General features: G+C 62.9%; 32 protein-coding genes. All 32 read right to left on the bottom strand.

Annotation, left to right across the window (positions count from 1 at the left end; all coding sequences use genetic code 11):
* Nucleotides 1-138: 138 nt before the first annotated feature.
* Nucleotides 139-390, bottom strand: a complete 252-nt coding sequence (locus ABOC32_RS10025) for a hypothetical protein (RefSeq protein WP_426810915.1) — start codon at nucleotides 388-390, stop codon at nucleotides 139-141.
* Nucleotides 387-641, bottom strand: a complete 255-nt coding sequence (locus tag ABOC32_RS10020; protein WP_426810914.1) for a hypothetical protein — start codon at nucleotides 639-641, stop codon at nucleotides 387-389. The genes ABOC32_RS10025 and ABOC32_RS10020 overlap by 4 nt, the downstream gene beginning before the upstream one ends.
* Nucleotides 634-987 (bottom strand): hypothetical protein, encoded by a 354-nt coding sequence (locus ABOC32_RS10015; protein ID WP_426810913.1) that lies wholly within the window; start codon nucleotides 985-987, stop codon nucleotides 634-636. Before ABOC32_RS10015 ends, ABOC32_RS10020 begins: the two co-directional genes overlap by 8 nt.
* Complete coding sequence (locus ABOC32_RS10010) at nucleotides 951-1,241, bottom strand: hypothetical protein (protein ID WP_426810912.1); 291 nt, start codon at nucleotides 1,239-1,241, stop codon at nucleotides 951-953. The genes ABOC32_RS10015 and ABOC32_RS10010 overlap by 37 nt, the downstream gene beginning before the upstream one ends.
* Before the next feature lie 175 nt (nucleotides 1,242-1,416).
* A complete protein-coding gene (locus ABOC32_RS10005; protein WP_426810911.1) occupies nucleotides 1,417-1,647 on the bottom strand; it encodes a hypothetical protein in 231 nt (76 codons plus the stop codon).
* Between the two features lie 103 nt (nucleotides 1,648-1,750).
* Complete coding sequence (locus ABOC32_RS10000; RefSeq protein ID WP_426810910.1) at nucleotides 1,751-2,545, bottom strand: DNA adenine methylase; 795 nt, start codon at nucleotides 2,543-2,545, stop codon at nucleotides 1,751-1,753.
* Between the two features lie 153 nt (nucleotides 2,546-2,698).
* Entirely contained in the window at nucleotides 2,699-3,259 is a 561-nt protein-coding gene (locus ABOC32_RS09995) for a lysis protein (RefSeq protein WP_426810909.1), read from the bottom strand.
* On the bottom strand, nucleotides 3,256-3,807 hold the full coding sequence (locus tag ABOC32_RS09990) for a glycoside hydrolase family 19 protein (protein WP_426810908.1): 552 nt from the start codon (nucleotides 3,805-3,807) through the stop codon (nucleotides 3,256-3,258). Before ABOC32_RS09990 ends, ABOC32_RS09995 begins: the two co-directional genes overlap by 4 nt.
* Before the next feature lie 36 nt (nucleotides 3,808-3,843).
* Nucleotides 3,844-4,887 (bottom strand): phage late control D family protein, encoded by a 1,044-nt coding sequence (locus ABOC32_RS09985; protein ID WP_426810907.1) that lies wholly within the window; start codon nucleotides 4,885-4,887, stop codon nucleotides 3,844-3,846.
* Between the two features lie 59 nt (nucleotides 4,888-4,946).
* Nucleotides 4,947-5,153, bottom strand: coding sequence for a tail protein X (locus ABOC32_RS09980; protein WP_010953963.1), 207 nt, complete (start codon nucleotides 5,151-5,153; stop codon nucleotides 4,947-4,949).
* Nucleotides 5,128-5,973, bottom strand: a complete 846-nt coding sequence (locus ABOC32_RS09975) for a phage tail protein (RefSeq protein ID WP_426810906.1) — start codon at nucleotides 5,971-5,973, stop codon at nucleotides 5,128-5,130. The genes ABOC32_RS09980 and ABOC32_RS09975 overlap by 26 nt, the downstream gene beginning before the upstream one ends.
* 9 nt (nucleotides 5,974-5,982) lie before the next feature.
* On the bottom strand, nucleotides 5,983-9,360 hold the full coding sequence (locus ABOC32_RS09970; RefSeq protein ID WP_426810905.1) for a phage tail tape measure protein: 3,378 nt from the start codon (nucleotides 9,358-9,360) through the stop codon (nucleotides 5,983-5,985).
* Nucleotides 9,361-9,492: 132 nt separating this feature from the next.
* Nucleotides 9,493-9,789, bottom strand: a complete 297-nt coding sequence (locus ABOC32_RS09965) for a phage tail assembly protein (protein WP_426810904.1) — start codon at nucleotides 9,787-9,789, stop codon at nucleotides 9,493-9,495.
* A 45-nt stretch (nucleotides 9,790-9,834) separates the two neighbouring features.
* A complete protein-coding gene (locus ABOC32_RS09960; RefSeq protein WP_426810903.1) occupies nucleotides 9,835-10,344 on the bottom strand; it encodes a phage major tail tube protein in 510 nt (169 codons plus the stop codon).
* 13 nt (nucleotides 10,345-10,357) lie between these two features.
* Nucleotides 10,358-11,524, bottom strand: a complete 1,167-nt coding sequence (locus ABOC32_RS09955; protein WP_426810902.1) for a phage tail sheath subtilisin-like domain-containing protein — start codon at nucleotides 11,522-11,524, stop codon at nucleotides 10,358-10,360.
* A gap of 102 nt (nucleotides 11,525-11,626) precedes the next feature.
* Nucleotides 11,627-12,088, bottom strand: coding sequence for a hypothetical protein (locus tag ABOC32_RS09950; RefSeq protein ID WP_426810901.1), 462 nt, complete (start codon nucleotides 12,086-12,088; stop codon nucleotides 11,627-11,629).
* A gap of 7 nt (nucleotides 12,089-12,095) precedes the next feature.
* Entirely contained in the window at nucleotides 12,096-12,818 is a 723-nt protein-coding gene (locus ABOC32_RS09945) for a hypothetical protein (protein WP_426810900.1), read from the bottom strand.
* A 6-nt stretch (nucleotides 12,819-12,824) separates the two neighbouring features.
* Nucleotides 12,825-13,511, bottom strand: a complete 687-nt coding sequence (locus tag ABOC32_RS09940; RefSeq protein ID WP_426810899.1) for a phage tail protein — start codon at nucleotides 13,509-13,511, stop codon at nucleotides 12,825-12,827.
* On the bottom strand, nucleotides 13,508-14,320 hold the full coding sequence (locus ABOC32_RS09935) for a phage tail protein I (protein WP_426810898.1): 813 nt from the start codon (nucleotides 14,318-14,320) through the stop codon (nucleotides 13,508-13,510). The genes ABOC32_RS09940 and ABOC32_RS09935 overlap by 4 nt, the downstream gene beginning before the upstream one ends.
* Nucleotides 14,317-15,297 (bottom strand): baseplate assembly protein, encoded by a 981-nt coding sequence (locus ABOC32_RS09930; RefSeq protein ID WP_426810897.1) that lies wholly within the window; start codon nucleotides 15,295-15,297, stop codon nucleotides 14,317-14,319. Before ABOC32_RS09930 ends, ABOC32_RS09935 begins: the two co-directional genes overlap by 4 nt.
* Nucleotides 15,294-15,620, bottom strand: a complete 327-nt coding sequence (locus ABOC32_RS09925) for a GPW/gp25 family protein (protein ID WP_426810896.1) — start codon at nucleotides 15,618-15,620, stop codon at nucleotides 15,294-15,296. The genes ABOC32_RS09930 and ABOC32_RS09925 overlap by 4 nt, the downstream gene beginning before the upstream one ends.
* Before the next feature lie 2 nt (nucleotides 15,621-15,622).
* Entirely contained in the window at nucleotides 15,623-15,895 is a 273-nt protein-coding gene (locus ABOC32_RS09920) for a hypothetical protein (RefSeq protein ID WP_426810895.1), read from the bottom strand.
* A gap of 40 nt (nucleotides 15,896-15,935) precedes the next feature.
* Entirely contained in the window at nucleotides 15,936-16,538 is a 603-nt protein-coding gene (locus tag ABOC32_RS09915; protein WP_426810894.1) for a phage baseplate assembly protein V, read from the bottom strand.
* On the bottom strand, nucleotides 16,535-17,065 hold the full coding sequence (locus ABOC32_RS09910; RefSeq protein WP_426810893.1) for a hypothetical protein: 531 nt from the start codon (nucleotides 17,063-17,065) through the stop codon (nucleotides 16,535-16,537). Before ABOC32_RS09910 ends, ABOC32_RS09915 begins: the two co-directional genes overlap by 4 nt.
* Nucleotides 17,058-17,720, bottom strand: coding sequence for a hypothetical protein (locus ABOC32_RS09905; protein ID WP_426810892.1), 663 nt, complete (start codon nucleotides 17,718-17,720; stop codon nucleotides 17,058-17,060). Before ABOC32_RS09905 ends, ABOC32_RS09910 begins: the two co-directional genes overlap by 8 nt.
* The gene (locus ABOC32_RS09900; protein ID WP_024087075.1) at nucleotides 17,717-18,031 is read right to left on the bottom strand and encodes a head-tail joining protein; all 315 of its coding nucleotides are present in this window, start codon (nucleotides 18,029-18,031) and stop codon (nucleotides 17,717-17,719) included. The genes ABOC32_RS09905 and ABOC32_RS09900 overlap by 4 nt, the downstream gene beginning before the upstream one ends.
* Before the next feature lie 2 nt (nucleotides 18,032-18,033).
* A complete protein-coding gene (locus ABOC32_RS09895) occupies nucleotides 18,034-19,029 on the bottom strand; it encodes a major capsid protein (RefSeq protein ID WP_426810891.1) in 996 nt (331 codons plus the stop codon).
* A 60-nt stretch (nucleotides 19,030-19,089) separates the two neighbouring features.
* Complete coding sequence (locus tag ABOC32_RS09890) at nucleotides 19,090-19,437, bottom strand: head decoration protein (RefSeq protein WP_132476100.1); 348 nt, start codon at nucleotides 19,435-19,437, stop codon at nucleotides 19,090-19,092.
* Between the two features lie 2 nt (nucleotides 19,438-19,439).
* Nucleotides 19,440-20,603, bottom strand: coding sequence for a head maturation protease, ClpP-related (locus ABOC32_RS09885; protein WP_426810890.1), 1,164 nt, complete (start codon nucleotides 20,601-20,603; stop codon nucleotides 19,440-19,442).
* Nucleotides 20,600-22,093: a phage portal protein gene (locus ABOC32_RS09880; RefSeq protein ID WP_426810889.1), complete on the bottom strand. Its 1,494-nt coding sequence runs from the start codon at nucleotides 22,091-22,093 to the stop codon at nucleotides 20,600-20,602. The genes ABOC32_RS09885 and ABOC32_RS09880 overlap by 4 nt, the downstream gene beginning before the upstream one ends.
* Complete coding sequence (locus tag ABOC32_RS09875) at nucleotides 22,090-22,296, bottom strand: phage head-tail joining protein (RefSeq protein ID WP_010953942.1); 207 nt, start codon at nucleotides 22,294-22,296, stop codon at nucleotides 22,090-22,092. The genes ABOC32_RS09880 and ABOC32_RS09875 overlap by 4 nt, the downstream gene beginning before the upstream one ends.
* Before the next feature lies 1 nt (nucleotide 22,297).
* The gene (locus tag ABOC32_RS09870) at nucleotides 22,298-24,331 is read right to left on the bottom strand and encodes a phage terminase large subunit family protein (RefSeq protein ID WP_426810888.1); all 2,034 of its coding nucleotides are present in this window, start codon (nucleotides 24,329-24,331) and stop codon (nucleotides 22,298-22,300) included.

Genomic DNA, 24,331 nt, shown 5'->3' with positions numbered 1-24,331 from the left:
GCCTCTAGACGTTAGGAGGGCAGTTTTGGGTCGATAGCTACCTTTCGCCAGCTTTGGGTCGTTAGCGGTCAGTCCTACCAGAGCTTCGACTCAGGCTTCGAGACCGATTAACGAATTTGATGAGCCAGATAACTCGGCTCATAACTCGACGCTAAGCCTCTCTAAACCGGCCTCCTCTGCAAACTTCACCAAGGTGTCCAGCTTCGCCCAGGTCTTCACCTGGTCGCGCTTGGAGCGCACCGGAATCAGCCGCGCCGTGGGGCCGCCGACGCGGATGCTCAACGTCCACTGGTTGCGGTCGTCTTCCCAACGACCGGCCACCGCGTCGCGCACCTGACGGGTGCCGGCCAGCAACCGCAGGGTGTTCACATCCACCGCCTGGCCGATCACTGCGCGCGCCCCAGTTCCAGCAGGCGCGCCGTGGCGAACTGCTCGATCAGCAGGTACAGGCGCTCGATCTGATCGGCCTCCAGCGCGTTGAGCAACTCCAGGGCTTCCACCATGCCCTCGGCGCGCGCCTGAGCGATTTGGCAGTCGGCCAGGCTGTCGGTCATATCGATTTCCGTCAGGCGCTTGCGCAGCACCCCGTGGTAGGCCGGCGGCAAGACCAGCCCGGGCATGAACTCACCGGCGTTACGCATAACGGTTCCCCTGTGTCGCAGACGAAACGGCGGCAATCTCGAAATAGTCACCGCTCTCGGCAACCCCCTGCACCGCGCCGGCCAGTACGGTGCCGTCCGGCAGCACCAGGGTGGCGCGGCTGACGCCCGGGGCCAGCAGCAGGGCCCCCCCCAACTGGCGGTCGACCAGCACCGACACCGGCGCGCCGGCGCTCGGCCGGCTCACCACCACGTCGACGCCCGGGCGCTCGGCGCTGCGGCCGAGCCCGGGCGCCTCGCCGTAGGTCAGGGTCAGGTCGGCCGGCCCCCGGTAGGACAACGCGCCGGCGCTCACCATGCCCAGCCCTTTTCTTTGGCGCGGGCGCATGCCGCCTGCTTGTACACCTCGAACAACCGCTCGTAGTTGTGTTTTTCCACCGCACCGGCCGCCCAGATGCCCAGGGCATACCCGCTACTGGCACCGGCCATGTAATACAGGCTGTCCCGTTCCTGCGCCTGCAGCAGCTGGTTAAGCCATTCCGCCGCCATCGTCTGAATTTTTTCCGGCAGCTGCACCGCCAGCAGCTGCTGCAGCATCGGGTGATCGCCAGCCAGTGGGGGCAGCGGTCTGTGTGTTCTCATAGAGCATGCCTTTATGTAGGGGGTGGGGTACGTCGAAATCACTTTAGCGGGTTTGGTCGCCCGTTTCCGTCGTTTTGGGTGACACGGGCACAAAAAAGGCCCCCGTACCTTTCGATACGGGGGCCTTCATTTAACAGAAAATCCGTTACGGAAAGCTCCGCTCAAATCTCCGTCATCATCCCTGTCGGGCTTCCGCTTCGGCCACCAACTGGCGCACCATTGCGACCAGCTTGACGGTGGTAGCCTTGTACTCAGCCGTCGCAGATTCGGCCAAGTCGAGCGCCGAACTCGCTAGGTCCTCATCATCGGACAGCGCTGCATCGAGCGCATTCGTGACCGCCAAGCCAGAAATATCCAAGGCGAGCAGCAGGTTTTTTAGAGGGGTGGCGTCAATTGTCAGCGGCATAACAACTCCTTGAATTAATGACGGACCAGTGTAAGCGGATTGTGAGCAGCGTCGAGTCACCATGGTGGCATAATGGAACGACTCACAAGCTGCTCGGGCTGATTTAGAACAAGCCACCCAGCGACGATGGCTGCCAGTTCATGATTACCAGCTCACCAGTGAGCTCCGCCTTGCAGTGGCGCTGGTTAGTGGTGCTGTAGCGGATATCCAAGCCCTCAAAGTGGAACCCGGCGAAAACCCGACGAATGTCTGGGTGATCGTTGATGCTGACCATCACCCTGCCCTTGCACCGCCGCATGAAATCGGCCATGCGCTCGTATTCCTCATACGGAAAATCCACGCCATAGCCGGCGGTTTGCCAATAAGGCGGGTCCATGTAGAAGAACGTGTGCGCTCGATCATAGCGCTCGGCGCAGGCGAGCCAGGACAAGTTCTCGACGTAAGTGCCGGCCAGACGCTGCCACGCGGCGGACAGGTTCTCTTCGATCCGTAGGAGGTTGATGGCCGGTCCCGTGGTAGCAGTACCAAACGTCTGCCCAGTGACCTTGCCACCGAAGGCGTGCTGCTGCAGGTAGAAGAAGCGCGCCGCACGCTGGATATCGGTCAGAGTTTCAGGACGCGTCATCTTCTGCCACTCGAAGATCTGGCGAGAGCTGAGCGCCCATTTAAACTGGCGAACGAATTCCTCCAGGTGGTTCTGCACAACGCGGTAAAGAGTGACCAGGTCACCATTCAGGTCGTTCAGTACCTCCACGGGGGCAGGCTGAGGACGCATGAAGAACAATGCGGCCCCTCCGGCGAAGACTTCGACGTAGCACTCATGAGGGGGAAAGAGAGGGATCAAGCGGTCGGCCAGGCGGCGTTTGCCGCCCATCCAGGGGATGATTGGAGAGGTCATAGGTATGCAAGTCTTTACTGTATGGATAAACAGGTGTTAGGCTCGCCGCGCTTTGTGCACAAGGCAGAGGTCACGGCTGGACTTGCAGGAAGGGTCTGCGGGTTCGGTGGGCCGGGCTGGATGTTGACGCATCCGTCCCGGCTCGCCTCTTTACTACTGGGTGACTTCGCGGACATAGGCCTGGCAGGCCTGCAGCGCGATCAGCCCCCGGTCACCTTCGTCGGTGATGGCGACAATTCGTTGAGCATGCGCTCGGTCAAGTGGGGCGCGTATGGCGCCATGTACCAGGCCTCCGGGGCCGGCGGCTTCTCGCAGCCCACCGTCACTACTCGAGGCGGCAAGGGCTCCGGCGTCGACAAGGACTGACAGCCGCAGATCAGCGGTAGCAAGCCGGTCACGCAGGCGAGCTTGAGTTTGTTGAGCATCTTCCATCTCCTTCCAGTGCGTTTGTGTCTGGGCCAGCAGGCGCGATTCCAGGGCACGCCGCGCCTCCAGTTCTTCAGCCAGTTGATCAAGCGCTGCTGCTGCTGCCTTCTCCCGCTCTAGACCGTGCGCGCGATCCTTCTCCGCCAACTGCTTGCCGAAGTCATCGGCCTGATCAGCGAGCTGCGCCTTGTATGCGTTGGTCTGCCACACCCAGGCTGCCCGGGCGCCGCCAACGCTGGCAGCCAGCAGCAGCGCCACGGCGACCAGGCGGGTGACCCAGGCGCTCACTGCAACACCTCGAGCGCTCGCTTGTAGAGGGCCTTGCGATCCTCCAGACCGTTGGTACCACCATTGATACGCTTGGTGATGGCCAGGATGTCGCCCTTGTCGGCCAAGCTGTTCAGGCCCTCCTTCTGCCAGAACCAGCCAGCCGACATCGATGCGTAGACCGGATGTTCGAGCAGCTCGGGGGTATTGAGCAGGCGACTGTCACCGAACAGGGCCTCGCTGCACGCTTCGTAATTAAACCGGCCGGTCACCTGGATGAGCCCACGACCTCTATACAGCTGGCCATCACCGTCTGCTGCAGGTGTATTGCCCAAACGCTGAGCCAGGTGACCGGTGTCGTACTTCGACAGGTACTTGTCATTGCCAAGCTCACGCACGTACTGCAGCTGGCCCGATTCGTGACCGATCTGAGCGAGGAACGCGGCCATGCGCAGTCGCGTGATGATGGCGAACTTACCCATGGTGGCGTTGAGGCCGGGAACGAAAACGCCGGCTTTCGAGCCGGCGTTAGGGAGGATCTTTTGAAGCTGTTGAATTGAGATAGCCATTGAGGTCTCCAGTGTCGGCCGCGCGCGGCCGTGGGGTTACAGCTGCTCAACCTTGAGCGGCTTGGTGTCTTTCTTTTTCTTACCCGAGGCCTTGGCCTTGCCCTTTTTGCCGCCGTTGCACTCGACGGTCGTAGTCCAGCCGGACTGGGTGAATAGCTGCTCGACCCCGTCCACCAGGTACTCGCCATCGAGCCCCGGCTTGAAGCCCAGGGCATTGATCGAGCGTTCGGCAAACAGGTCGGTGCGGCCGGGCATTTCCAGGCGCACGCCGGCGGTGCTGCGATTGAACGCAGCCAGGCGAGCCTTGGCGGCCTGCTGGGCAGCGGTTTTGTTGGGGTAGACATGACGGTCGGTGTGCACCGGCGGCAGGCCGTCCGGCGACTCGTCGTTGGCCAGCTCGACCACCTGCAACTTGCCCGTCTTCGGGTCCTGGTGCTGGGTCTTCACGGCCTTCTGCGAGTTGCGATCACCGAGGCGGAACTGGTAGCGGGAAACGTCCGTCTTGTTGATGGTGATTACCGACAGCGCCTTGCCGGTGGTGCTTTGCCCGCCTTGGCGCGGCATGACCAGCAGCTTGCTTTCGGCCACCTTGGCGGTGCAGTCGTACTGCTTGGCCAGGCGGGTGACAAAGTTGTAATCCGACTCGTTGCGCTGGTCGACGCGCTCGACCTTGATGTCGACCGGGCAAGACACCTCCCAGCCGTTGCGCTTGGCGATTTCGCCAACGATCTGCGACAGCGGCACATTCTCCCAGCTGCCGCTACGCACGGTCTTGCCACTGCCGCGCATGTCGCTGGCCTTGCCGCGTATCACGATGGTGTCGGGCGGCCCGCTCAATTCCACCTCGTCGACGGTGTAGGCGCCCAAGCGGGTCAGCCCTTGACCCTCGTAGCCCATCATGACCACGACGTTGCCACCGCGTGCCGGCAGCGCAACCGCTTGGTCGCGGTCGTCAATGCGCAGCTCGAACTCATCCGACTCCATGCCGGGCTTGTCCGAGGTGCGCAGCAGCAACAGGCGGTCATTGATCAGCGCGGTAATGTCGCTGCCATCCGCGACGATTTGATACGTGGGTTTCATGCAGGGCTCCAGAAATGCAAAACCCCGCACTTGGCGGGGTCCGTTACGCGTAACGCGGGTTAGCCGAACAGCTGCAGCAGCTCGACTGCAGGCGCCGGAAGATCCGGCAGCAGGATCAGCAGGCCGGCGCGGTATGGCTGCGCCTGCCTGGCCAGATCCGGGTTGGCATCGAGCACGGCCTCGACCGTGCCGTTGAGGTGCCCGTAATGGTGCTGACAGATCACATCGAGCAGATCACCGTCAGACGTTCTGCAGGTCGTTGCCATAGCTCACAAACTCCAGGGTAAAGCCTTGTTTTCGAGGGATGCCGCCCGGCAACAGGTGGCTTTGTTCCTCCTCGATGCTGACCAGGCACCAGTCGCCCAGCACTTCGCCGTAGCCCGTCACCAGGTTCAACGCCCGCAGGTTGCGGCCGATGGAGCGCAGGGTGTTGAGCTGCTTGAGCCCGGCCTTGTGGTTGGGGAAGATCGCACCTTTGAGCGTGAGCTTTTCCTCACCCAGGCCCACGGCCTGCTGCGCCACGCTTCGACGCAAGCGTTCCTGCCCCGCCCAACGAAACGATGCCTGCCGGCGCAGCTCGTCAAACGCGGCCGTCCCGAGATTGAAGTAATACGGCTGGGCGTTGGGCTCATGCGGCTGGATGATCAGCAGGTGCGGGAATGGCGCCACAGCCTCAGGTGTCGGCGTGGCCGAGCCCAACAGCCCGCCACTGGGGAGGATGTTGGACAGCGACGGGCTTAGCTTGCCAGCCACCCGACCAACCTCCGACGACACCTTACTGGCCATCTGCTTGAACGTGCCGAGGCGTTCCTGCACCTGACTGACGCCCGATACAGCCCGACTGTAGGTCGACGTTATTTGCCCGACCCGCGCCTGTGCCACGCCAATACTGCGCACCAGCCGGCCCGCCTTGGCGCCAAGCTCGGGCGGTAGAAACGGGATGCCCTCCAGCTCGGACGCGGCACCGGTGATGCTGCTAATAGCGCCGTTGAGCGGTACCAGCATGCCGTCGGCACTTTTCCGGCCGGCCTCCCCCGCTGCAACCAGGCTGGACAGTGACGACTCCAGCATTGCCATGTAGGCCATAGAGCCTCCTTAAACGTGGGGTTGATCGAACAGCTGCGACGAGGCCATGCGGGCCGATATCTCGCGCTGCCAGGCATCAAACAGCCCCCGCACGCCCGACTCCATTTCACGCAGCAGCTGGTTCGGGTCCTTCACATCACCGGTGACGTGGATCGGCATGACCGGGGCGAAGGTAAACGCTTGGTCCACCTTCGGCGCCGGTGGCGGCGAGTCCTTCGCAGGTGGCGGCACCTCCGGCAGCTTGGGCGCCGGCGGCGCGACCTTGGCCATTTCCCGCACCACATCGCCAAGCCCTCCCGGTGGTTGGACTTGAGGCTGCGGCCGAACCAAATCGGCACCGGGAAACCTCACCTTGGTGGCCGTCAGGGCGGGGAGCAGGAACGGGTCTTTCGATGCAGGGTCGCGCGGGTCATACGACACCTCGGCCTTGGCCGGTAGCGGGACCGGTGCCGGTGCTGCTTTCTGCACCGCAGCCCCCAGTTTGGGCGCCGGTGGCTCGCGCCCTGGCTCAGGCTCAGGCTGCGGCCGCACTAGGCCACCACCAGGGAACCGCACCTTGTTGGCTGTCAGCGCCGGCAACAGGAACGGGTCTTTCGAAGCGGGATCATGCGGGTCATACGACACTGCCGGCTCTACCCGCGCTGGGGTAACCACGTCCCGCACGGTGTCGCCCAACTTCGGCGCAGACGCTTGGGATAGCGCCTCGGGCACTGCTGGGGGCTCTGACTGAGCCGGCGGCCGCACGAGTTCAGCGCCGGGGAACCGCACCTTGCCAGCCGTCAACGCCGGCAGCAGGAACGGGTCTTTCGACCCGGGGTCGCGAGGGTCGTACGAAACCGCGGACTCCATCAGTACCGGGGTGGCCACCTCCCGCACCGTGTCGCCCAGTCTGGGCATCGACGGCTCGGGTTGCGCCTTCGGCGTCGACGCCGGTTCAGGCTGGGCCGGAGGCATAGCGGGCTCAGGCTCGACTTCCTTGGCCGGCATCATCGTTACGCGTAACGCTTCACCCAGTGCCGGCTGCGATTCCGGCTCGGCTTGGCCATCGGCCGGCTCATCACCAAACCAGCGCTTGCTCAGCCAGCCACCAAAGGACTCGCCCCCCATACCGCCTAGGACGGCGCCGACAGCACCGCCCACGGCGGTACCGATCACAGGCACCACTGAGCCTATGGCGGCCCCGGCTGCAGCTCCGGCAAGGGTGCCCGCCAGACTACCGGCGGCGCCGCCATAACCTTCGGCCTTTTCGTCCTTGGTCTCAGCGTTCAGCGCGACATCGATCGCAGCCGCACCGGCATCGATGATGTTGCCTCCTGGCAGATTCTTGGCCAGACGCGAGACACTGCGCACCGAGCGCGCTACCTTGCCCAGGTCATCAGCGGCGGTCAGGGCTGACGAAGCTGCAGGCAGCGGCCGAACCTTGGCCACGGCTGCCTTGAGCGGCTTTGGGGCCTCGACGGCAGGTGCAGGACGTACCGCAGTGCCCTGTCGCACTGCGCGCCGACGCTCCCGGCGACGACTTCTGCGACTACCCCTAGCAGGCCCTGCAGGGCCGCTATTTGCAACGCTACTGCCAATCCCGCCGATGGCATCGGCGTTGACCACGAAAACGCGCTGGGTGTCGTTGGCGGCGCCGCCGGGGTCATCGGCTTGGCCAGGCGCTTTCGATCCCGCCGAAAACACCTTCCCCAGCAGGCCCAGGCTGGTGTCGACCACCTTGTTACCGGTCTTGGGGAGTTCGATCGGCGCCCGCTCAGCACGCCCCACACGCCCCGCCATGCCTTCCAAGCCCCGGCCGCGTGCGATGTTGAACACCCCCCGGCCGATCCGCAGGGCGCTGCGCGCAGTCATGAACGCCAGGACCGCCGCCGTGATGCCGCCAATACCCATTGCAATCGACGGGAACTGATCCGACAGCGAGGTAATGCCACGGGCGACCTTGGTCAGCCCCTGCGCCGCCAGATCGGTGGCCGGGCGGATGGCATCGCCAATGCTGCGCATTGAGTCATCCACCGCCTGGCCCAGCTCAGCCCACTGCTGCGCCGACGTTTCACGACGCTCGGCCAGGTTCTTGTCGAGAATGCCCGAGGCCTTCTTGGAGTCGGCCTTAAGTTCCTCATACAAGCCCCGGTTCTGCCCGTAGGCGGTCAGCGCCGCCTTGACCTGCATGTCAGCGAAGATATCGCCGGTGCGCAGGGTTTTCTCCAGGGCTTCCAGCGCCGCCTTGGCCTTCTCCGGGTCGACTTCCTTGTCGATCTTGGCTTGTGCATCCTTGATCTGCTTGGCCTTCGCCGGGTCAGTCTTCTCGACGTAACGCATGGCCAAGGCCATGGACGCCTCAATGACGTTCATGCCCTTCTGCAGGCCGGTATTCAGTGACGCCTGATAATCAATGCCCACATCGCTGTAAGCCTTCTTGATATCGCCGGCGCCAATCTTCTCCATCCAGTTCTTGAAGTTGTTCGCCGCCTCGTCGGAACTGCCGGCGGTCTTCATCTGAACCTGCAGCATGGAGCCCAGCGAGGTCACCGCATCCAGCCCGGTGATTCCGTTTTTCTCCATGCCGGCCAGCAGCTGCGGGAACCACTTGGCCATGTCGCTGGCCTCGAAGCTGCCCGCCTGGCCTTGGTAGGCGATAGCCTCCAGCGCCTGCTGCATGACGTTCGGATCGCTGATTTTGGCGTTCTGCTCCAGCGCCTGGATCATCGACGCGGTGTCGACGCCCGAAGCACCTTGGCCTACAGCGAACTTCGCCGCGACCGGCGCATACGACAGCGCCTTGTCCAGCTCCATACCGGCGCCGACCAGCTGGTTGACCAGGTCGGCCACATCATTGCGCGACATGCCCGTGTCTTTGGCCGTGTCGATCACCGTCCGGCTAAGCTGCTGCTCCTCGGGCTTGTTGGCAATGTCGGCCTTAATCGCAATGTCACGGATGACCGCTTGATAGTTCGCGCTGATCATCGTCGGCACAGCGGCCATGCCCGTGGCCACCACCGCCTTGCCGATATTCGACTTGAGCGATTCCCTACCCGATTGCAGCTGCTGGTGGCCCTTCATCTGCAACTCGGCGGCCCGCGCCTCGCGGCCCAGGCGCTGATACTCGCGGCCAAGCCTGCCGACCTCGATACCCTGCTTGCGCAAGGCATCCAGGTTGCTGTCCAGTTTGCGCTGCAGCTTGTCAGCGCCGGCGGCGCCACTGTCGTGCGCGCGCTTCCACTCCTCGCGCAGCTTGATGGTTTCGCCAATGGTACTTTTCAGCACCTTGGCCTTGTTGCCCTTGGCTTCCAGCTTCTGGATGCCGTTTTCGGCGGTCTTGAACGCGGCGCCAAGCGACGACGCCACGGCACCGCCGATCACCAGCGATAACGCTACCTTGCTTGCCATCGGTTACCCCCTGTGCAAGCTCAATCGGTCAGCCACCAGACCATGTCGGCATACGACATGGCCATGATTTCAGCAGCCGAGAAATGCAGCTCGGCCGCGAGACGCTTGGCGGCGTGCTTGAGCGACTGGGGATTACAGTTCGTCGTCCTGCACCAGAAAGTTGTAACCGGTGGCTACTCGGTTGTAGTCCTTGTAGGTGAGGCCTTCCAGGTCCTTGACGCCGACCTCGGCCAAGGACGCGAACAGGTTCATTTCGCGCTGCGCATCGTCGCCGTCCGAGGTCTGCCCAGCGGCGCGAATGTCCTTTACGGTCGGCGCGCGCAGGGTGATGGTGGTCTGATCAATGCCATTGAGGGTGGTGGGCTTGGACAGGCGAACGGTGACGTTTTCAGCGGTCAGGGTCAGGAACTTAGGGGCTGGCTTGCTCATGAAGGGGTGTCCTTGATTCGGAAAGGGTTGTGAGAGGAAAGGGAGTTACAGGCCGAGGTCGGCGCGCTGGCTGGCCAGCTGGTCGGTGCCGTTGATGACACGCTTCATGCCGACCGGGTCAATCTCGTAAATGACCTCGCCGCCGACTTCGAGCTTGTAATAGGTCACAGCAATGCCGTGCTTGAGTTCGGCCTTGTCGCCGGCCTTCCAGTCGCCCATGTCCAGCTCTTTCAGGGTGCCGCGCAGGGTGACCACGACCGCGAGGGTTTCGCCTTTCTGGATCTTGAACGAGCCCCGGAAAACGCCGTTGAAGGCGTTGCCGTCGGCCAGGCCAAAGAGCTTGAGCGAGTCCTTGCGCACGCCGGTGGTGGTGAAGTTGGCTTCCATCTTCTCCATGCCCACGTCCATCTCAATCGGCATGTCCATGCCGCCTGGGCGGTACTCTTCCATCTTGAGGGTGAGCTTGGGCAGGGTCAGGCTGGGCACATCGCCCTGGAAGCTTTTGCCGTCCACAAACAGGTTGGTGTTGGCGAGAATTTGGGGAATGAATGCCATGTCGGGGGGTTCCTTAGGCGGCAGCGTTGAGGACTTCGGTCAGCCACTGGTTGGTGACCTCGACGCGGAAGTTGGGGTTTTCGGCCGGCGGCACGTCGGTGAAACGAATGTTCCAGTACACCTTGCCCTGCTCCAGCTGGCTGGCCGTGTTGAGCACTGGGTCGGCGTAGACCTCGAAGTTGATGATTGCGCCCTGATTCTTGAGGTCGCGCATGAACGCCTGCAGGCCTTCGGTCACGTCCTTGACGTAGGTCGCGGTGATCGAGCGGTCGACCGCCCACTTGTGGCCGTACAGGATCGCGTCCATGACGATATCCATGGTCCGCACGCGGGTGACAAAGGACCACTTCGCATCACTGGACAGTGTGCGGTTACCCCACAGGCGGTAGCCGTCGTCACGAATGATGGTGGCGATTTTGGCGTTGTTCAGCAGGTTGGCCCGACAGGTGTCGTCGCCGTCCAGGAACTCGACCGAGCGGGTGGTGCCGGTGAGGCCGACGAATTCCTTGTTGGACGGCGAAGCCCAGAACCCGTACTCGGCGTCGGTCCAGGCGAACAGGCCGGCCACCCAGGCCGAGGCCGGGCCGTCGACAGTAGCGTCAGCGGTGGTGTCCCACTGCTGCACGCCGGGGTCGACCATGAACAAGCGCCTGGAACCGAAGTTCTTGGCATAGAGCGTCGCAGCTTCGTCGGTGGTACCGGGGCCGTCGAGGATGCCCACAGCGCGCAGCTTGCCGGCCAGCGCATCCATTGCGGTGGCCACCGCCTGAGTGGCGCTGTGCTTGGGTGCGATGATCAGCCGAGGCTGGGCGTTGAAGCGGCTCTTACCGTCCAGCAGCGCCTGCAGGCCGGTACGCTTGCCGCTGGCCAGCACGCCACCGATGATCGAGGACGTTTGTGCGGCGGCATCGGTGGCCTTGGCCACGCCACAGGCAACGATAACCGCCTTAGCGCGGGTAAAGATGGCCTGGCAAGCCTTGGTGATCGCTGCAGTGGGGCCCCAGGCCGCGACCGCCTCGCGGTCGTTGGTGATCAGGTAAAGGTCGTTGTACTTAGCCGTGGCGCCCGCGCCTTCGGTGAAGGTGTCGACCAGGCCAATGATCGAGGACGAAGGCAGGGCGATGCTACGCGCGCCGGCGTCGACGTTCGTTACGGTAACGCCGTGAAAGAATCCAGCCATGGGAAATGCTCCAGAACGCACCAGGCCGCGACAGTGCGCGGCCCGGACACAAAAAAAGCCGCAGTGCGGCCTCAGGGGGTGACGGTGTTGCCTGGGAGGGGATCAGGCGGCGGCGTAGGCCTTGGAGACCGCACGAATCGCGTCGATTGCGGTGTCGGCGTAGCCTTCCGCCTCGGCGTGAGTGGTGGCCTTGAGCATGGCCTGCTTGCCTTTGAGACGGGCTGCGCGAATTTCGCACAACGCACCGCGCCAGGCTGCAGACTCCGCCAAGATCAGCTCGGTTGCTGCCTGGGGCGAAACCTCGGACGCGTCGACCACCGCTTGCACGGTCGCCGGCACTTCGCCGTCGAAGCCGGCCACCATGAACGCCTTGGCGTCAGCTTCGGCCATCTGGTACTCGACCGCGCGCAGCGGATCGCCCAGCACCGCCGCGCGCGCCTGGTCGGCTGCTTGCTCGATCTGCTGGGCCGCGACCAGCAGGGCTGCACCAACCGGAAGGGCCTCGAATGCGTAACCGAGGTAGTTGCCGTCGCCAAACAGGATGTTCAGGTTATTTTTTTGCATGGTTGCCTCAGAGGGTAGGAACGTTGGTGATGATGTTCGACAGCGACTTGGACTCAGTCCCGGCCGCTACGCTAGGCAAAATCCGGCCGGCCAGAGCAGCAGGGATAGTGGTATTGGTGACACCCAGGCCGACCACCGAGGATTCAGGGCCAATGAGAAAGCCCCGGAAGGTCCCGCGAAGCTCCAGACCGCAGTTGAAGAACCGCAGCGACAACATCAGCGGCGCAGTCGAACCACTGGAGAATGTCAGCGCGCAGTAACGATCAACGACTGCAGACGATGCCGGCAGTACCAACGTGAGGTTGGCAAACTCCAGCGGCGAATGACTGGACTGCCAGAAGGACCCCATCCGCACTAACCCGTCACCCGTAGTGAACTCGTTCAGAATCAGCTTGCAGGGGTTATCAAGATCGGAGCGCACCAACACGCGTCGACCTTTCATCATGGTGCTGACGTCATGGACATAGTCCCGCATCAGGGTGACGTCAACGCTCCCGCCGGATGGTGCCGAATCCACCGCACGCTGCAGGGTTTTGAACGGGCTTGCGCGGGTGCCCAGGTTTTCATCACTTCCGGCTTGAGAGTCGACGTAGAAATTACGACTGATCGCGGGCGCAGCGGCCACAGCCGCCGATACAGCGGCGTTGATGGCCGACACTTTTCCGTTGAAATAATCAATCAGCTGTTTGCAAGTCGAGGACAGTTCAGCAACTTGAGATTCAAGACTCATAGGGGTCTAAGCTCCGTGGATATGTTTCATGACGATGGTTTGAAGGGAAATAATTGCCGTGGCATTGGCCACTGCTGCGCTCAACAGTCCATCACGCGCCTCGGTATGGGCCTGCTCGGCTAACGACATTCGTTTCAGCAGCTCGCTGATCTGATTGCCTGCAATTTCCTGGCGACGCTCCTGCGTAACGACCTGCTCCTGCTGCAGAACATTGCGCAGCTGCTCAGCGATCACGGCCGTGGCCATGGCGACAATCGGGGCAGCCAGGGTCAAATTGAGCCCGGCGGCTGTGCTAACGATGGTCACACTGTCTGCCGGTAGCGCCTCCAGCGACAGGTCGTAAGCCATCAGCAGCTCGGTACCGGCGGCCTTGTAGGTCAATGGCGTGTCGGGACTCGACCACACCGCAAACAAGGTGCCGTCGGCAAAGTAGATGCCGACTTCGCGGACCCAGAAGGCTTTGTCGTCATCAGCCAGAGCCGTCAGGTGGATCAACGAACTGCTCAGCTTCTCGCCGCCGGAGATTGGGTATTTGACGACCTGGGCACGCAGCGCCTTCTGATCGACAGTGGGCGTGTACCCCTGCGAACCGAGGCCGATGTAGGCGATTTCAGCCTGCACACCGGTGCTCGTTGCGTTCCAGATCGCCGCCAGGCCGGCCTTGGTGATCAAGGGTTTTAAAGCGGTACTCATAGAACAGCCTCCATCGTGACGCGCACGACAGTACGGGTGGTGACCGCATTCGCGGCCAGCAGCCCCATTTCTTGGTGGATCGGTACGCACTGCGCCTCGACAGACCATCGGGAGACGCAGCGCGCGCGGGTGGCATTGGCCAGCGATATCGCCTGCTCAGAAGGCGGTAACGGCACCGGCTGGGCTTCGGCAGAGTGCCGCTGCAACTGCTGATGCCGGGAAACACTGACCAGCCCCATCCGCTGCTCAAAGAGCGGCAGCGGGATCGGCTGTACGTCTGCCGACCGACGCACCCAGCCCTGCAAGCGGGACGCATTGGCCGCCACCAGGCCGCCGTCGAAGCGCGCACCGAGCCGGAAGGTGTAGTGGCTGCGCTCGTTCTTGGTCGCGTCGACCAGAGCACGCAGGCGCTCCTCCAGCTGCGGCGAGATGATCGAGCCTTCGCCAGGCCGGTTATCGTTGGCCCAGGCTGTGACCTGGAACGTGTACGGTGCGGCGTTGGGGATCTCGCGCCACTCCTTGTAATCCGCATTGACCCGCACAGCTTTGAGCACGCGCCGGATTGCGCCGACCGTGCCCTTGGTCTTGTGAACCGGAATTGCCTCGCGGATCAGCGCGCGGCGCTGCTCGTCGGTGTAGGCCGCTTCCCAGCCGTCAACCTTCCACGCCCAAGCCAGCCAGGGCAGGAAGTTCGGCGGGCAACGTGCCGAGTCGGCCACACCCCGGATAACGTCCGGATCAAGGCCAAGGTCGGCCGCCGCCTCCAGGGCACGCTCCAGCTGGGTGGCGTTGAGCGGCAACAGGCTCATGCCACCACCTTCGCCGTCAGCGTGACCGAGGTGCAGCTGGGGTAATGCCGCTTATCACACACCACCCCGGCCGCTGGCTGCTTCAAGGTCACGCTACGAATCCCCGTTACGTGTAACGCGGCGTAGATGGCCGACAGGGGCAACTGCCCCTGCAGGCGGCGCGCTTCTGCGATAGCAGCATCCAGGCCAGCCCGCGCCGTGCCCCTCACCACGTCCGGGTCTGGCCCTTCTTCAATCTGCAGCTCGGCCTCCACCTTGAACTCAGCCGGCAAACCGGCGGCCACGCGGGGTCGGTCGGTGATCGGCCGTACTTCCTCGGCCGACAAGGCCGCCTTTACCTTCGCGACCAGCTGGGCCACCGGCGTGGTGCTGGTGGGGCTGGGCAGGATGGCCAACGACACGTCGCCGGGCAGCGGGTTGGCCAGGCCAGCGTCGTAGTCGCAGACCACGACAATGGCCCCGGGGGGAAGCTGGGCACGCACGGCGGGCGTCAATTCCGCACCGACAAAACGGGGCGAATCGACCGACACATTGGTCAGCTCGGCCGATGCGCTCAGCCCGTGATACTCATAGGCCCCGCTGCTGCCAGCCACCGACAACGCCTCAAGCGACAGCCGCGTGCGGTAGCGCAACGCCTCGTCGCTCTCCATCACCGCCTCAACCGGCGGCACCGCATCCGGGTCGGCCGGGCGAATGACCAACCTCTCGACGCCATAGTCAGCGGCGCGGTTCACCAGATCGTTACCCTTGGCAAAAGCGAGCAAGCTCGCCTTGGCCGCCGCGTTGACCCGCGCGCGCGTCAGCATTTCCCGGTAGGCCATGACTTCCATCAGCTTGACCACCGGATCGGACTCCAGCACCGCTGTCCATTGGTCCCCCATGAACTCGCGGAAGATGCCCAGTGTTTCCTGATACAGCTCCTCGAAATCCACGCTTTCCACCACATCGGGTGGGGGCAGCAGGGAAAGATCGATCATGCGATTACCTCCATCACGGCACTGCTGCCCAGGTACTCGCCGGTCAGCGTCATGCCGATTTGCCCGTCAAGCACCGAGGTGACCACCACCCGCTCCAACTTCAAGCGAGGCTCCCAGCGACCCAGTGAGCGGGACACCTCGGCCTGTACCGCGCTTTTCCATCCCTCATTGACCGGCATGTCGACGTAACGCCGCAGCTTGCTGCCGTATTCCGGCCGCATGCGACGGCTGCCGAGTGGCGTGGTCAGAATGTCCTCAATGGATTGGCGCAGGTGATCGAGGCCCGAGATAGCTTCGCCGGTGCGGCGATCCAGGCCGATCATGGTCAGCCGTCCAGGCGCTGCAGCTCAGGGTGATCGCTCAGGAACGCCACCGCCTCGGCGTCATCGGCCGGTACGCTGACATGCTTGGCCACCACCTTGAATTCGCGCAGGTCCTCGCCCTTGGCCAGGTACAGCGAGCGCGAGGTATAGACCGTGTCGGCGTAGGTGACTTGCGCCACTTCCTCGGTGACAGCCGGCGCGGATGCTGCAGAGGCTTCGCCAGCGTCCGATGCGGCCGCCTCGTCGGTTGAAACGGTTTTCGCTTTAGTAGCCATATGGCCCTCCAGATAAGACAAAGCCCGCGAATGCGGGCTGTCAGTGCTTGTGATTTGCCGTGTTGCCGGCGGTGTCGATGATCTTGCCGCCGCCGTTGATATCGCCCGTTACGCTTAACGCGCCCTTGATCAACACGTCGCCCTCCAGGGTGATCGACGGCGCCTTGATCGTGGCGGCCTGCGCCTCAGCCGTTAGCGTCGTGGTCTTGGCGCTGATCGTGTCGTCGGTCATCACCGCCTTGGTGCTGCCGACCTCGATGTTGACCGTGCCCGTGGGCAGCTTGATGGTGTAGCTGTTGGCTTCCCAGTCGTAGACCAGCGAGCCGCCATCATCGAAACGCCACACCTCTACATGGTCGCGGTTGTCCGGCTGGGGGCCGGCATTGCCGTACAGCCCCGGCACAAACGTGCCCTGGGCAGGGTCACCGCTCGGGCTGATCAGCGCGCCCTGCTCGCCCAAGCTGGGCGACCGCCAATGGCGGGCCTTGCCGGCGGCGAGGGAATGCCAGCGCACCCAGGCGCTGACCCAATCGCTACCGTCAGTTATGCGCACCATGGCGGCCACCAGGTCGACGGCCACCACGTAACCCTTAATCACCTGGTCGGACAGCATCCGGTCATGCTGCGCGGTCGCGTAGCTCATTCCATGGTCTCCGGATGCTGGTAGTGCTGCTCCTTCCCCTCCCCGCTGTCCGGGTCGAAGGCGAACAGCACCGGGCCGGGCTCTCGGGGCCAAGGCCACTCCTCCTCGCCCAGGTAAATGATCTGAGTCCACTCGACCACCCAAACCGCAAAGCCGTCCAGCTCCGGCCTGCTCCAATCGCGCTCGGCCCGTACAAACTCAGCGAACCTGACGGGTAAGCCCCAAGACTGCATGCGCAGCAGGACAGCCAACTGTGCCGCCACAAATGCAGCGACGTGAAGACAGTTGTCTTCCTCACCTGGAACAAGAACCCGCGCTTCAAAGCGTGCATCAACCGCCGTCTGCCCTGTCCCTGGGTCGTCTTCGGCACTTTCGAATCCCGCCAGTTCGAGCACCACCGCGGGCGGTGGGACGACCTCGATGCCGCTCGGCATGGTCCCAACGTAGTGCAAGCCTGGGATGGCCTCCCTGATATGCTGTTCAATTGCCGCATACACTTGGCTTAAAGGTATGGCGTCCTCATCCATTGCCTGATCTCCGAAGGTACTTTTGCAGTTCAAAATTCAACTCTTGTTCCATTACGACCACCAGGCGCTCGTGGGCGCGATTGGTCCACGCCTCGAAGTGAGGCCGAACGTCCTCCAGGGAAATCTTCGCCTTCGCCAACGGGAAGCGGCTGCCGTTCTCAGAGATCCAACCAGAACGGCGACCGCCTGCCCCTGACACCTCGCTATCCGGGTAGCTGTCCGCGTCGAAGTGCTTGCTTGCGGTACGAATCCAGATATCCGGATTGCCGCCGTACACCGTCTTGAAGAACGCACCCTGGTACTTGCGGCCCGCTACCGAAACGCCTGTCCGGCCCTGACGGGGGCGGCCCGCTCGACTGGCTTCGATGGGATTGATACCGAACCAGAGCTTGCCCTGACCGCTGCCGGACACCGGGAACGCCCTCAGCCGCTGCCTCACCGCCGCGATAGCGATCCGCTCCTGTCGGCCTACCTCCCGGGCGATGTGGGTTCGAAGCCAGCGCAACGTCTTATTGATTGCCCGTCGTTGCGCGGCGTGGGCCGCTTTGGGGACCAGTCTGGTGAAATCCTGAAAGCCCTTGAGCGCCTGCGCATCCAGCTGCAGCGAGATCAACCCACTGCTGGCCGACTGCTTGTGATAGCTACCAACACTCATACCGCCTTCCTCAAGATCAGCGTTACAAGGCCATCGCCTCCAGGCTCGCTGCCGGCGATGGTGTAGATGCCGCCACCGTCCTCTGGCGGTAGATCGATCACGACCCGTTGCTTCACCTCGACACCCGCGTTATCACCAACCCGGATGACCAGGTGCGGCTCTCGCAGCGCGGTTCTGATCTGGCCGAGCTTGGGCTGCAGCCAGGGCGCCGAGAACATCCCGAGAACGGGGCGGCCATCGATTTCCACCGGATCCGCTAGGACGTCGAAGACCACCTCGTCCACGTCATCGATCAGATCGCGAAAAGCCATCGTCAACGCTTCAGGCGGATGATTGCGCGAGGGCGAGTAACCAGGTGCAGCGGGTTCGACTGTGCCTCACCGTCTACACCCTTCTTGAAAGGCATCATTTCCAGTTGGCTGTAGTACGGCAGCCCCTCGGTATTGACCGTATCCATGTAGTCGGCCGGCGCGAAACGGGTAATGCACAGGCCGGGAACACCCTCCGGCACCAGGCGGGCCTCGTCATCCGGCACGAAGGAAATGCCGCTCACTTTGCCGCGATAGCGTTCCCAGCTGATGCCGCCGAACTCGAATGCTTCGCGACCATCGGCACGCAGCGCAGCGGCGTATTGTGTACCTTCGTAGGTCTTCTTAACGCTCTGATGCGAGATCAGCGCCCGCCAGAAGTTCTTGCCGCAGAACGCTCGGGCACCGTTGCTGGTAGTCGCCCCCAGGGCCTCTTCCTGAGCATCGAGTGCATCGACACACTTCACCCGAACATCGGTACCCGCGGTACCCAGCTCCATATCGATCTCGATGGGCTGGAGTCCGAAACGATCATAGATATTGAGCAGTTCCGTACGGCCATCCGCATCCAGAACGACGCCGTTCAGGGCGCCCATACGATGAAACTCATGCGTAGCGTCCAACTGGCGACGGGCCTTCGCCAAACGCTTGTTGACGACGTCCTGCACGGCCTGCAGCTCGGTTTGCTCACCGAACGCACGAATGCCCTGGATCTCATCTGCCTTGATGGCGAAGCGCTCGGGGAGATGCACGGTGTTGAAGGGCAGCAGGATCCGCTTGCTGCCGTTGACCACCAGCCCCGAGGTGCCACGCTCACCGGATGGCACCAACGCCAAGGTCTCGCCGTCTTTTTCCACCTGGACAGTCACCGTGGTGACGCCCTCCTCCTCGAACAGCCCCAGCTCGGCCAAGCGCCCTGGTACGAATGGTTGCTCGTTGATGGCAGCGGTGAGCGCTGGGACGGTGAATGCGTTGTCTTCAAAAATATCAATGTCGGCCATGAGCCACTCCAAAAATGCAAAACCCCGCACAAGGCGGGGTTGGGGTGAAAGAGGTCGCTATCAGCGAACGATGATGAACTGGGCCGCCAGGGACTTCTCCCCGTCAGGATCGAGGCCGGTCAGCAGGGCCTCGCTCACTTCTGCCAGGCGTACGACAGCACGCCCACGGCGCACAACATCTGAGGACGCGACAGAAGCAAACAGGATGCACTTGGCCGTTTCGCTGCCGTCTTCGGCTTCAGGGCTGTACGGGGTGAACTGCCCGCTGGCAGTCAGCTGACCGAGCACCTGGCCAGCCACCAGGGCATCACCTGGGGCCAGTTCGATCACTTCGCGGGAGATCTTGCCTGCGCCCTCGGACAGCAGGAATTCACCGGCATGGACCGGCTCTACATAGGTTTTGCTCATGTTCAGGCTCCTTGGCCGGGACGGGATTGTGTGGCCTGCCGACGGGCAGCCCAGATGCTGCTGGGGTTGGGTGCTTTCGCCTGGACCTTCTCAGGCAGGTCATCAGCTGGCGGCAGGCTGTTGTCGATCTCGAACCCCTTGCCGCCACCGACCAATTTGTCGAACAACCGCGCACGAACGGCCGTTGCATCTAAGCCGGCCTGGACGAATTCAGCGGACATCTCCGGCAAGCGGGCTGCAACGCAGAGGTCCCGTACCGACTTGGCGCGGGTCAGTGCTGCCTGCACGGTGGCTTCGTCTGCGAGCTTGGTCGATGCAATCAGCGGCTCGACCAGGTTGCTGATCCCGGCCTTGCTGCAGGCCTGGGTGATCATCAAGGCCAAGGCTGCTGAGTCGCTTGCGTCCGGCGCTGGGGGAGCAGACTCGCCTTCGGGTGCGGGATCAGCCGGCTCGGTCACCACATCCTTACTGGCCTTGAGCTGATCCAACAGCGCTTGCGGGGTGTTGCGGTAACGCGCCATCGCCGCGCCATGCCCAAGGCAAGCCTGAACTTTGACACCATTCCCGACCTCATCCGCCAGCCCCAGCGCCACGGCCTCCGAGGCCGTGAGCCAGCTTTCGTCATTGACCAAACGTCGCAGCTCCGCGTCATCAATGTTCGGAGCCTTGGCCTTGTAGGCTGCGATCATTGCCTCGAAGGCCTGATCGAGCACGTCAGCCACCCGACGAAGATCCTCGGCATCACCGCTAACCCAGGTGTAAGGGTTGTGGATCATCAGCATGGCATTCGATGCCATGACCACGCGGTGAGCGCCGCAGACAGCCACGCTGCCTGCACTAGCAGCCAAGGCATCGACTCGGCCGGTGCAACGTTCACCCAAGCGGCTCAGCGCGTTGTGAATGGCAAGGCCCTCGAACAAGTCTCCGCCGTTGGTGTTGAAGGCCACCACAATCGGCGAGGTGCCGTCGTCAATCGCCTTGAGGTCCTGGATGAACTGATTGGCAGTAATGCCCCAAGCACCAATCTCACCGTAGACATAGACCTCGATGACCTTCGAGTCGGCATCACCCTCAGTCGCAGCGGCGATTGAATACCAATGCCCATCCTCGACTTGCGGGAGGGCCTTGGCCTTGTTGAAGATGCGAAACGGCATCAACGGTTTCATGTTTTCCCCTTCTCGTCGGAATCATCAGACTCGTCATCGATTGCCGACAAGCCGTTGTATTTGAGGCCCAGGCCATGCGCCCGAGCGATGTCGCCAGCGTTCTCCTCGTCCACGATCTCAGCGTCGGTACCCGAGCGAAGGCACATCTCGCTGCGCGAGGTGAACCCTGCCGCAACTTCGAGCATGCGCGCCTGCACGTCCTGAACTGGCTGGATGTAGGCCCAGCCCTGTGGCACCCACCGTGTCCGCAGGTACTGGCGGCGGTTCAGGGTGTAGTCCACCAGGTCCAGTGCCCCGGCCAGCACCGCCATGTCCATCCAGGCCGCTCGCACCGGGCGACAGAGCTGGTGGACGTATACCGAGAACTGCAGCTGCTCCAGGCGGCGGCGAAACTCGTTCAGCACCACCCGGATGACACGGTCGTTAACGCCGCGCATATCGCCGGTCATCAGCTCGTAAGGCAGACCCGCGCCGGCGGAGGCAGCCATCAGTTGCTGCCGCATAAAGTCGGGGTAGTTGTTGCCGCCGTCGGGCGGGTCGGAGAACTCGACCTGCTCGCCCGGCCCCAGCTCCTGCATCGTGCCGGGCTCCAGTGCCACCATTGGAGTGAAGGCATCACGGTCATGAACAACCGCTCCGCCGGTGATCATGTCCATTGGCGGGCCACCCAGCCCATCCGGCGCCGGTTTGCGAACAAAACCGGCGAACAAGTTGGCCACCTCCTGCCGGAAGAGCACCGCGTCGTCGTAGTTGTCCAGGCTGCGCAGGCGCTTGAGGATCGGCGCCAGCCGGGGGACACCCCGCAATTGGCCAGGCTCCAACGGCTCGAAGATGTGCAGCATCTGATCGGCCGGGACACGCACAAGCGGGTTGTAACCGGCGTTGAGCGAAGCCTTGTCGCTGGGGTGGTTGCGGTAGCACCAGTAAGCCACCCTGCGGCCAATACCATTGAACTCGATACCGGCACGGATGGTGTTGCCGGTGCGCGTCACCTCGAACTTGTCGTGTGGCACAAACTCCGGCGCGAGACATTGAATCTGCAGCGGCACCGCCAGGCCATCCTCCAGCCGGCGTGGCCGCAAGCGCACGAAACATTCGCCAGACTGCTCAACGGTGCGCGCCACCAGGGCTTGCTGCCCGTAGAAGTCGGTGCGCTCGTCGGCGTCCGACTCGTCCACCCAATCCTCCCACAGCTCCTGCATGGCTTTGCGCAGGGCCTTGTCGAGCAACCGTGGCTGCGGCGTGATGCCAGTGCCAATCAGGTTGCTGACCCGTTTATCAATGACGTTGGCCGCATACGGATCATTGCGTACTGCAGCCCGCGAACGTGACCGCAGATTGCGAAGGGCCGGCATAATCAGGCTGTTGGGGCCAGTATCCGGGGCGTCCCAGCCAGAGGAGCGCCGACCTTCGGCTGCCCCCTCATAGCTGGCCTTAATCCGCTCGGGCACCAGTAGCCCCGAACGCGTGGAGATGTAGCGGCCGCTCACAACCCCTTACCCCCATGGTAAAGCCGAACCACGCGGGAACGCGGGCCAGCCGACTGGGACAGTTCGGTGCGGATCAGGTCGCGGGCCTTGATCAGCTCGTCTACCGTCCGATACTCCACGGTGCGGTCGCTGTAACGAACCACACGTTCGCCACGCGCTATCGCGCGCTCGACGGCCGCGAGGTGTGCCTGGGTATATGCCATGTCAGCGTCTCTTCAGATAGCCGCTGCTGGAGCTGCGGCGTTGCATTGGTTGAGGTGCCGGGCGAGGCGGCGGTGGAGTGGAGCGTGGAGCGGGCCGAGCTTGCGGTGTCGCTGAAACCGGAGCGTCGTCCCACTCATCGTCGTCATCGTGTTGGTACTCAATGACCGGTGGCTTCGCAGGTGACGGCTCATCAAACAGACTTGCCTGGGCCAGCGCCTGGCGCAGCTTGTCCCAGTCCTGCTCGCCATAGCGATGCAGCCCGAGGTAATAGGCCATGGCCAAGTTGTACACCTGGAGGTCCAGCGCTTCGTTGCGGTCGGCCTTGCCCTTGACCCACTCGATTCGCTTGTACCCTTTCACATAGCGAGCGATCTTTCGTTCCGCCACACACTGCTGGAAGAACTCGTCGGGAAGGTCCTTTGCGAAGTGCACCGCGCCGGGACCCGACTCGAAGCCGTAGCGGTTGTAGATCCAGTCCTTGGCGGTGTCGGTACCAATCATCCACAGCTCGGCGCCGTTGCGTTCGGTCTGGCCCCTCCAGCTGACATCCACCAGCGAGGGCCGCTGGGCGATTACCGGCTTGCCCGGTTTGCTCGCCCCTTTGAGGGCGAAGACGTTGCGCCAGCGGCGCACACGGCAGAACTGATACACCTCATGAGTGTGATGACCACCGGAGTCAATGCCCGTGGCCAGAATGCCCAGGGCAACACCACAAGGATGGCGGTATCGAGCCTTCAGCAGCTCATCGAGCAGATCCCATGTCCGTTGGTCTGCTGGGTCACCAGGTATCACCCGGAAGTCAACAATCCAGCGCTCCATCCCGACGCCCCAGCCGATAACCATCACCTCCAAGCGATTGGCCTGGACGTCAACAGAGCAGGTCAGAACCAACACGCCAACGGTAAGGGTGCCAAGCACATAGTCTTCTTGCAGCGCTCTCGCCTGTAGAACCTCCGCCTTGGTCTGCTCGACCGCGCTGTCCCAGACTTTGGCCAAGCGGGTGTTGTAAAACACCTGCATGGGCTCAAGGTCGCCTCGATCCTGAGCACGTTTGGCCTTCTCGAATTGCTTGGCCAGATCAGCCCATGACGTCCAACCAAGCGGGGCATACAAAGCGTTGAGGTGGAAACCAACCGTTTCCCCATCGCCCTTGGCGTGCGAACGCCATTCACCCTGGGCGAGCATCTCACCCTTGTGATGCTCTTCGATCAGCACATCGCAATCGGGCGAAGAGCACTTGTAGTGGACGGTCTGGAAATCAGCCGAGTACAGCAGATGCTCCCACTCCAGCACCTGCATGTGACCGCATGTTGGACAGGGCACGTAGTAATATCGCTGGTCGCTCGTTTCGAACAGATCGGCGATGCGCGAAGCACCTTTGATGGTCGGCGAGCTGGAAAAGTAAAACTTGGCATTGCGCCCAAAGGTACTGCCCCTCGTCTCCGCAAGATCGACAGGGTCACCCTCTTCATCGACATCCACGTCCCAGCGGTCAATCTCATCGCCGTAGATGTATCGAGCAGCCAGCTCTGCGAGGTTGGAGGCCGAGCCAGCAGTGGTCGCATACAGCGTTCCGCCCTCGAATTCTTTGGTATCCATGGTGTTGCGGGCATCCCGTGATCGGGAGGCTGCCACACGCTCTTTCAACTCTGGGGTCGCGGCGATGGTCTTCCCGATCCGCGCCGACACCCGCTTGGCCAGGGCCAGGCTAGGCAGCAACGTGAGGATGTTGGACGGCGCCATATGGATCAGCGCCCCAATCCAGTTGAGGGCGATCTGCGTTTTCATCAGCTGCGAAGCGACCATGGTAATGACGCGCTTGCAGGGGTGCGCCGGTGAGAGGCAGCGCATAGGTTCACGGGCATAAGGCGTCCGTGCTGTGCGATATTTGCCGGGCTCGGCTGCGCCGGTATCACGCGGTATCCGCATGTACTCGTCAGACCATTCGTCCACCCACAATTGAGGGTCAGGCTTCAGCCCACGGCCATACGCTTCGCGGTACACCTTCGCACCGTCCGCGTATCCGGGGGGCAT

This window comes from Pseudomonas sp. WOUb67 (assembly GCF_050058005.1).
Lineage (GTDB): Bacteria > Pseudomonadota > Gammaproteobacteria > Pseudomonadales > Pseudomonadaceae > Aquipseudomonas > Aquipseudomonas putida_R.
This window is presented reverse-complemented; position numbering and strand designations above follow the sequence as displayed.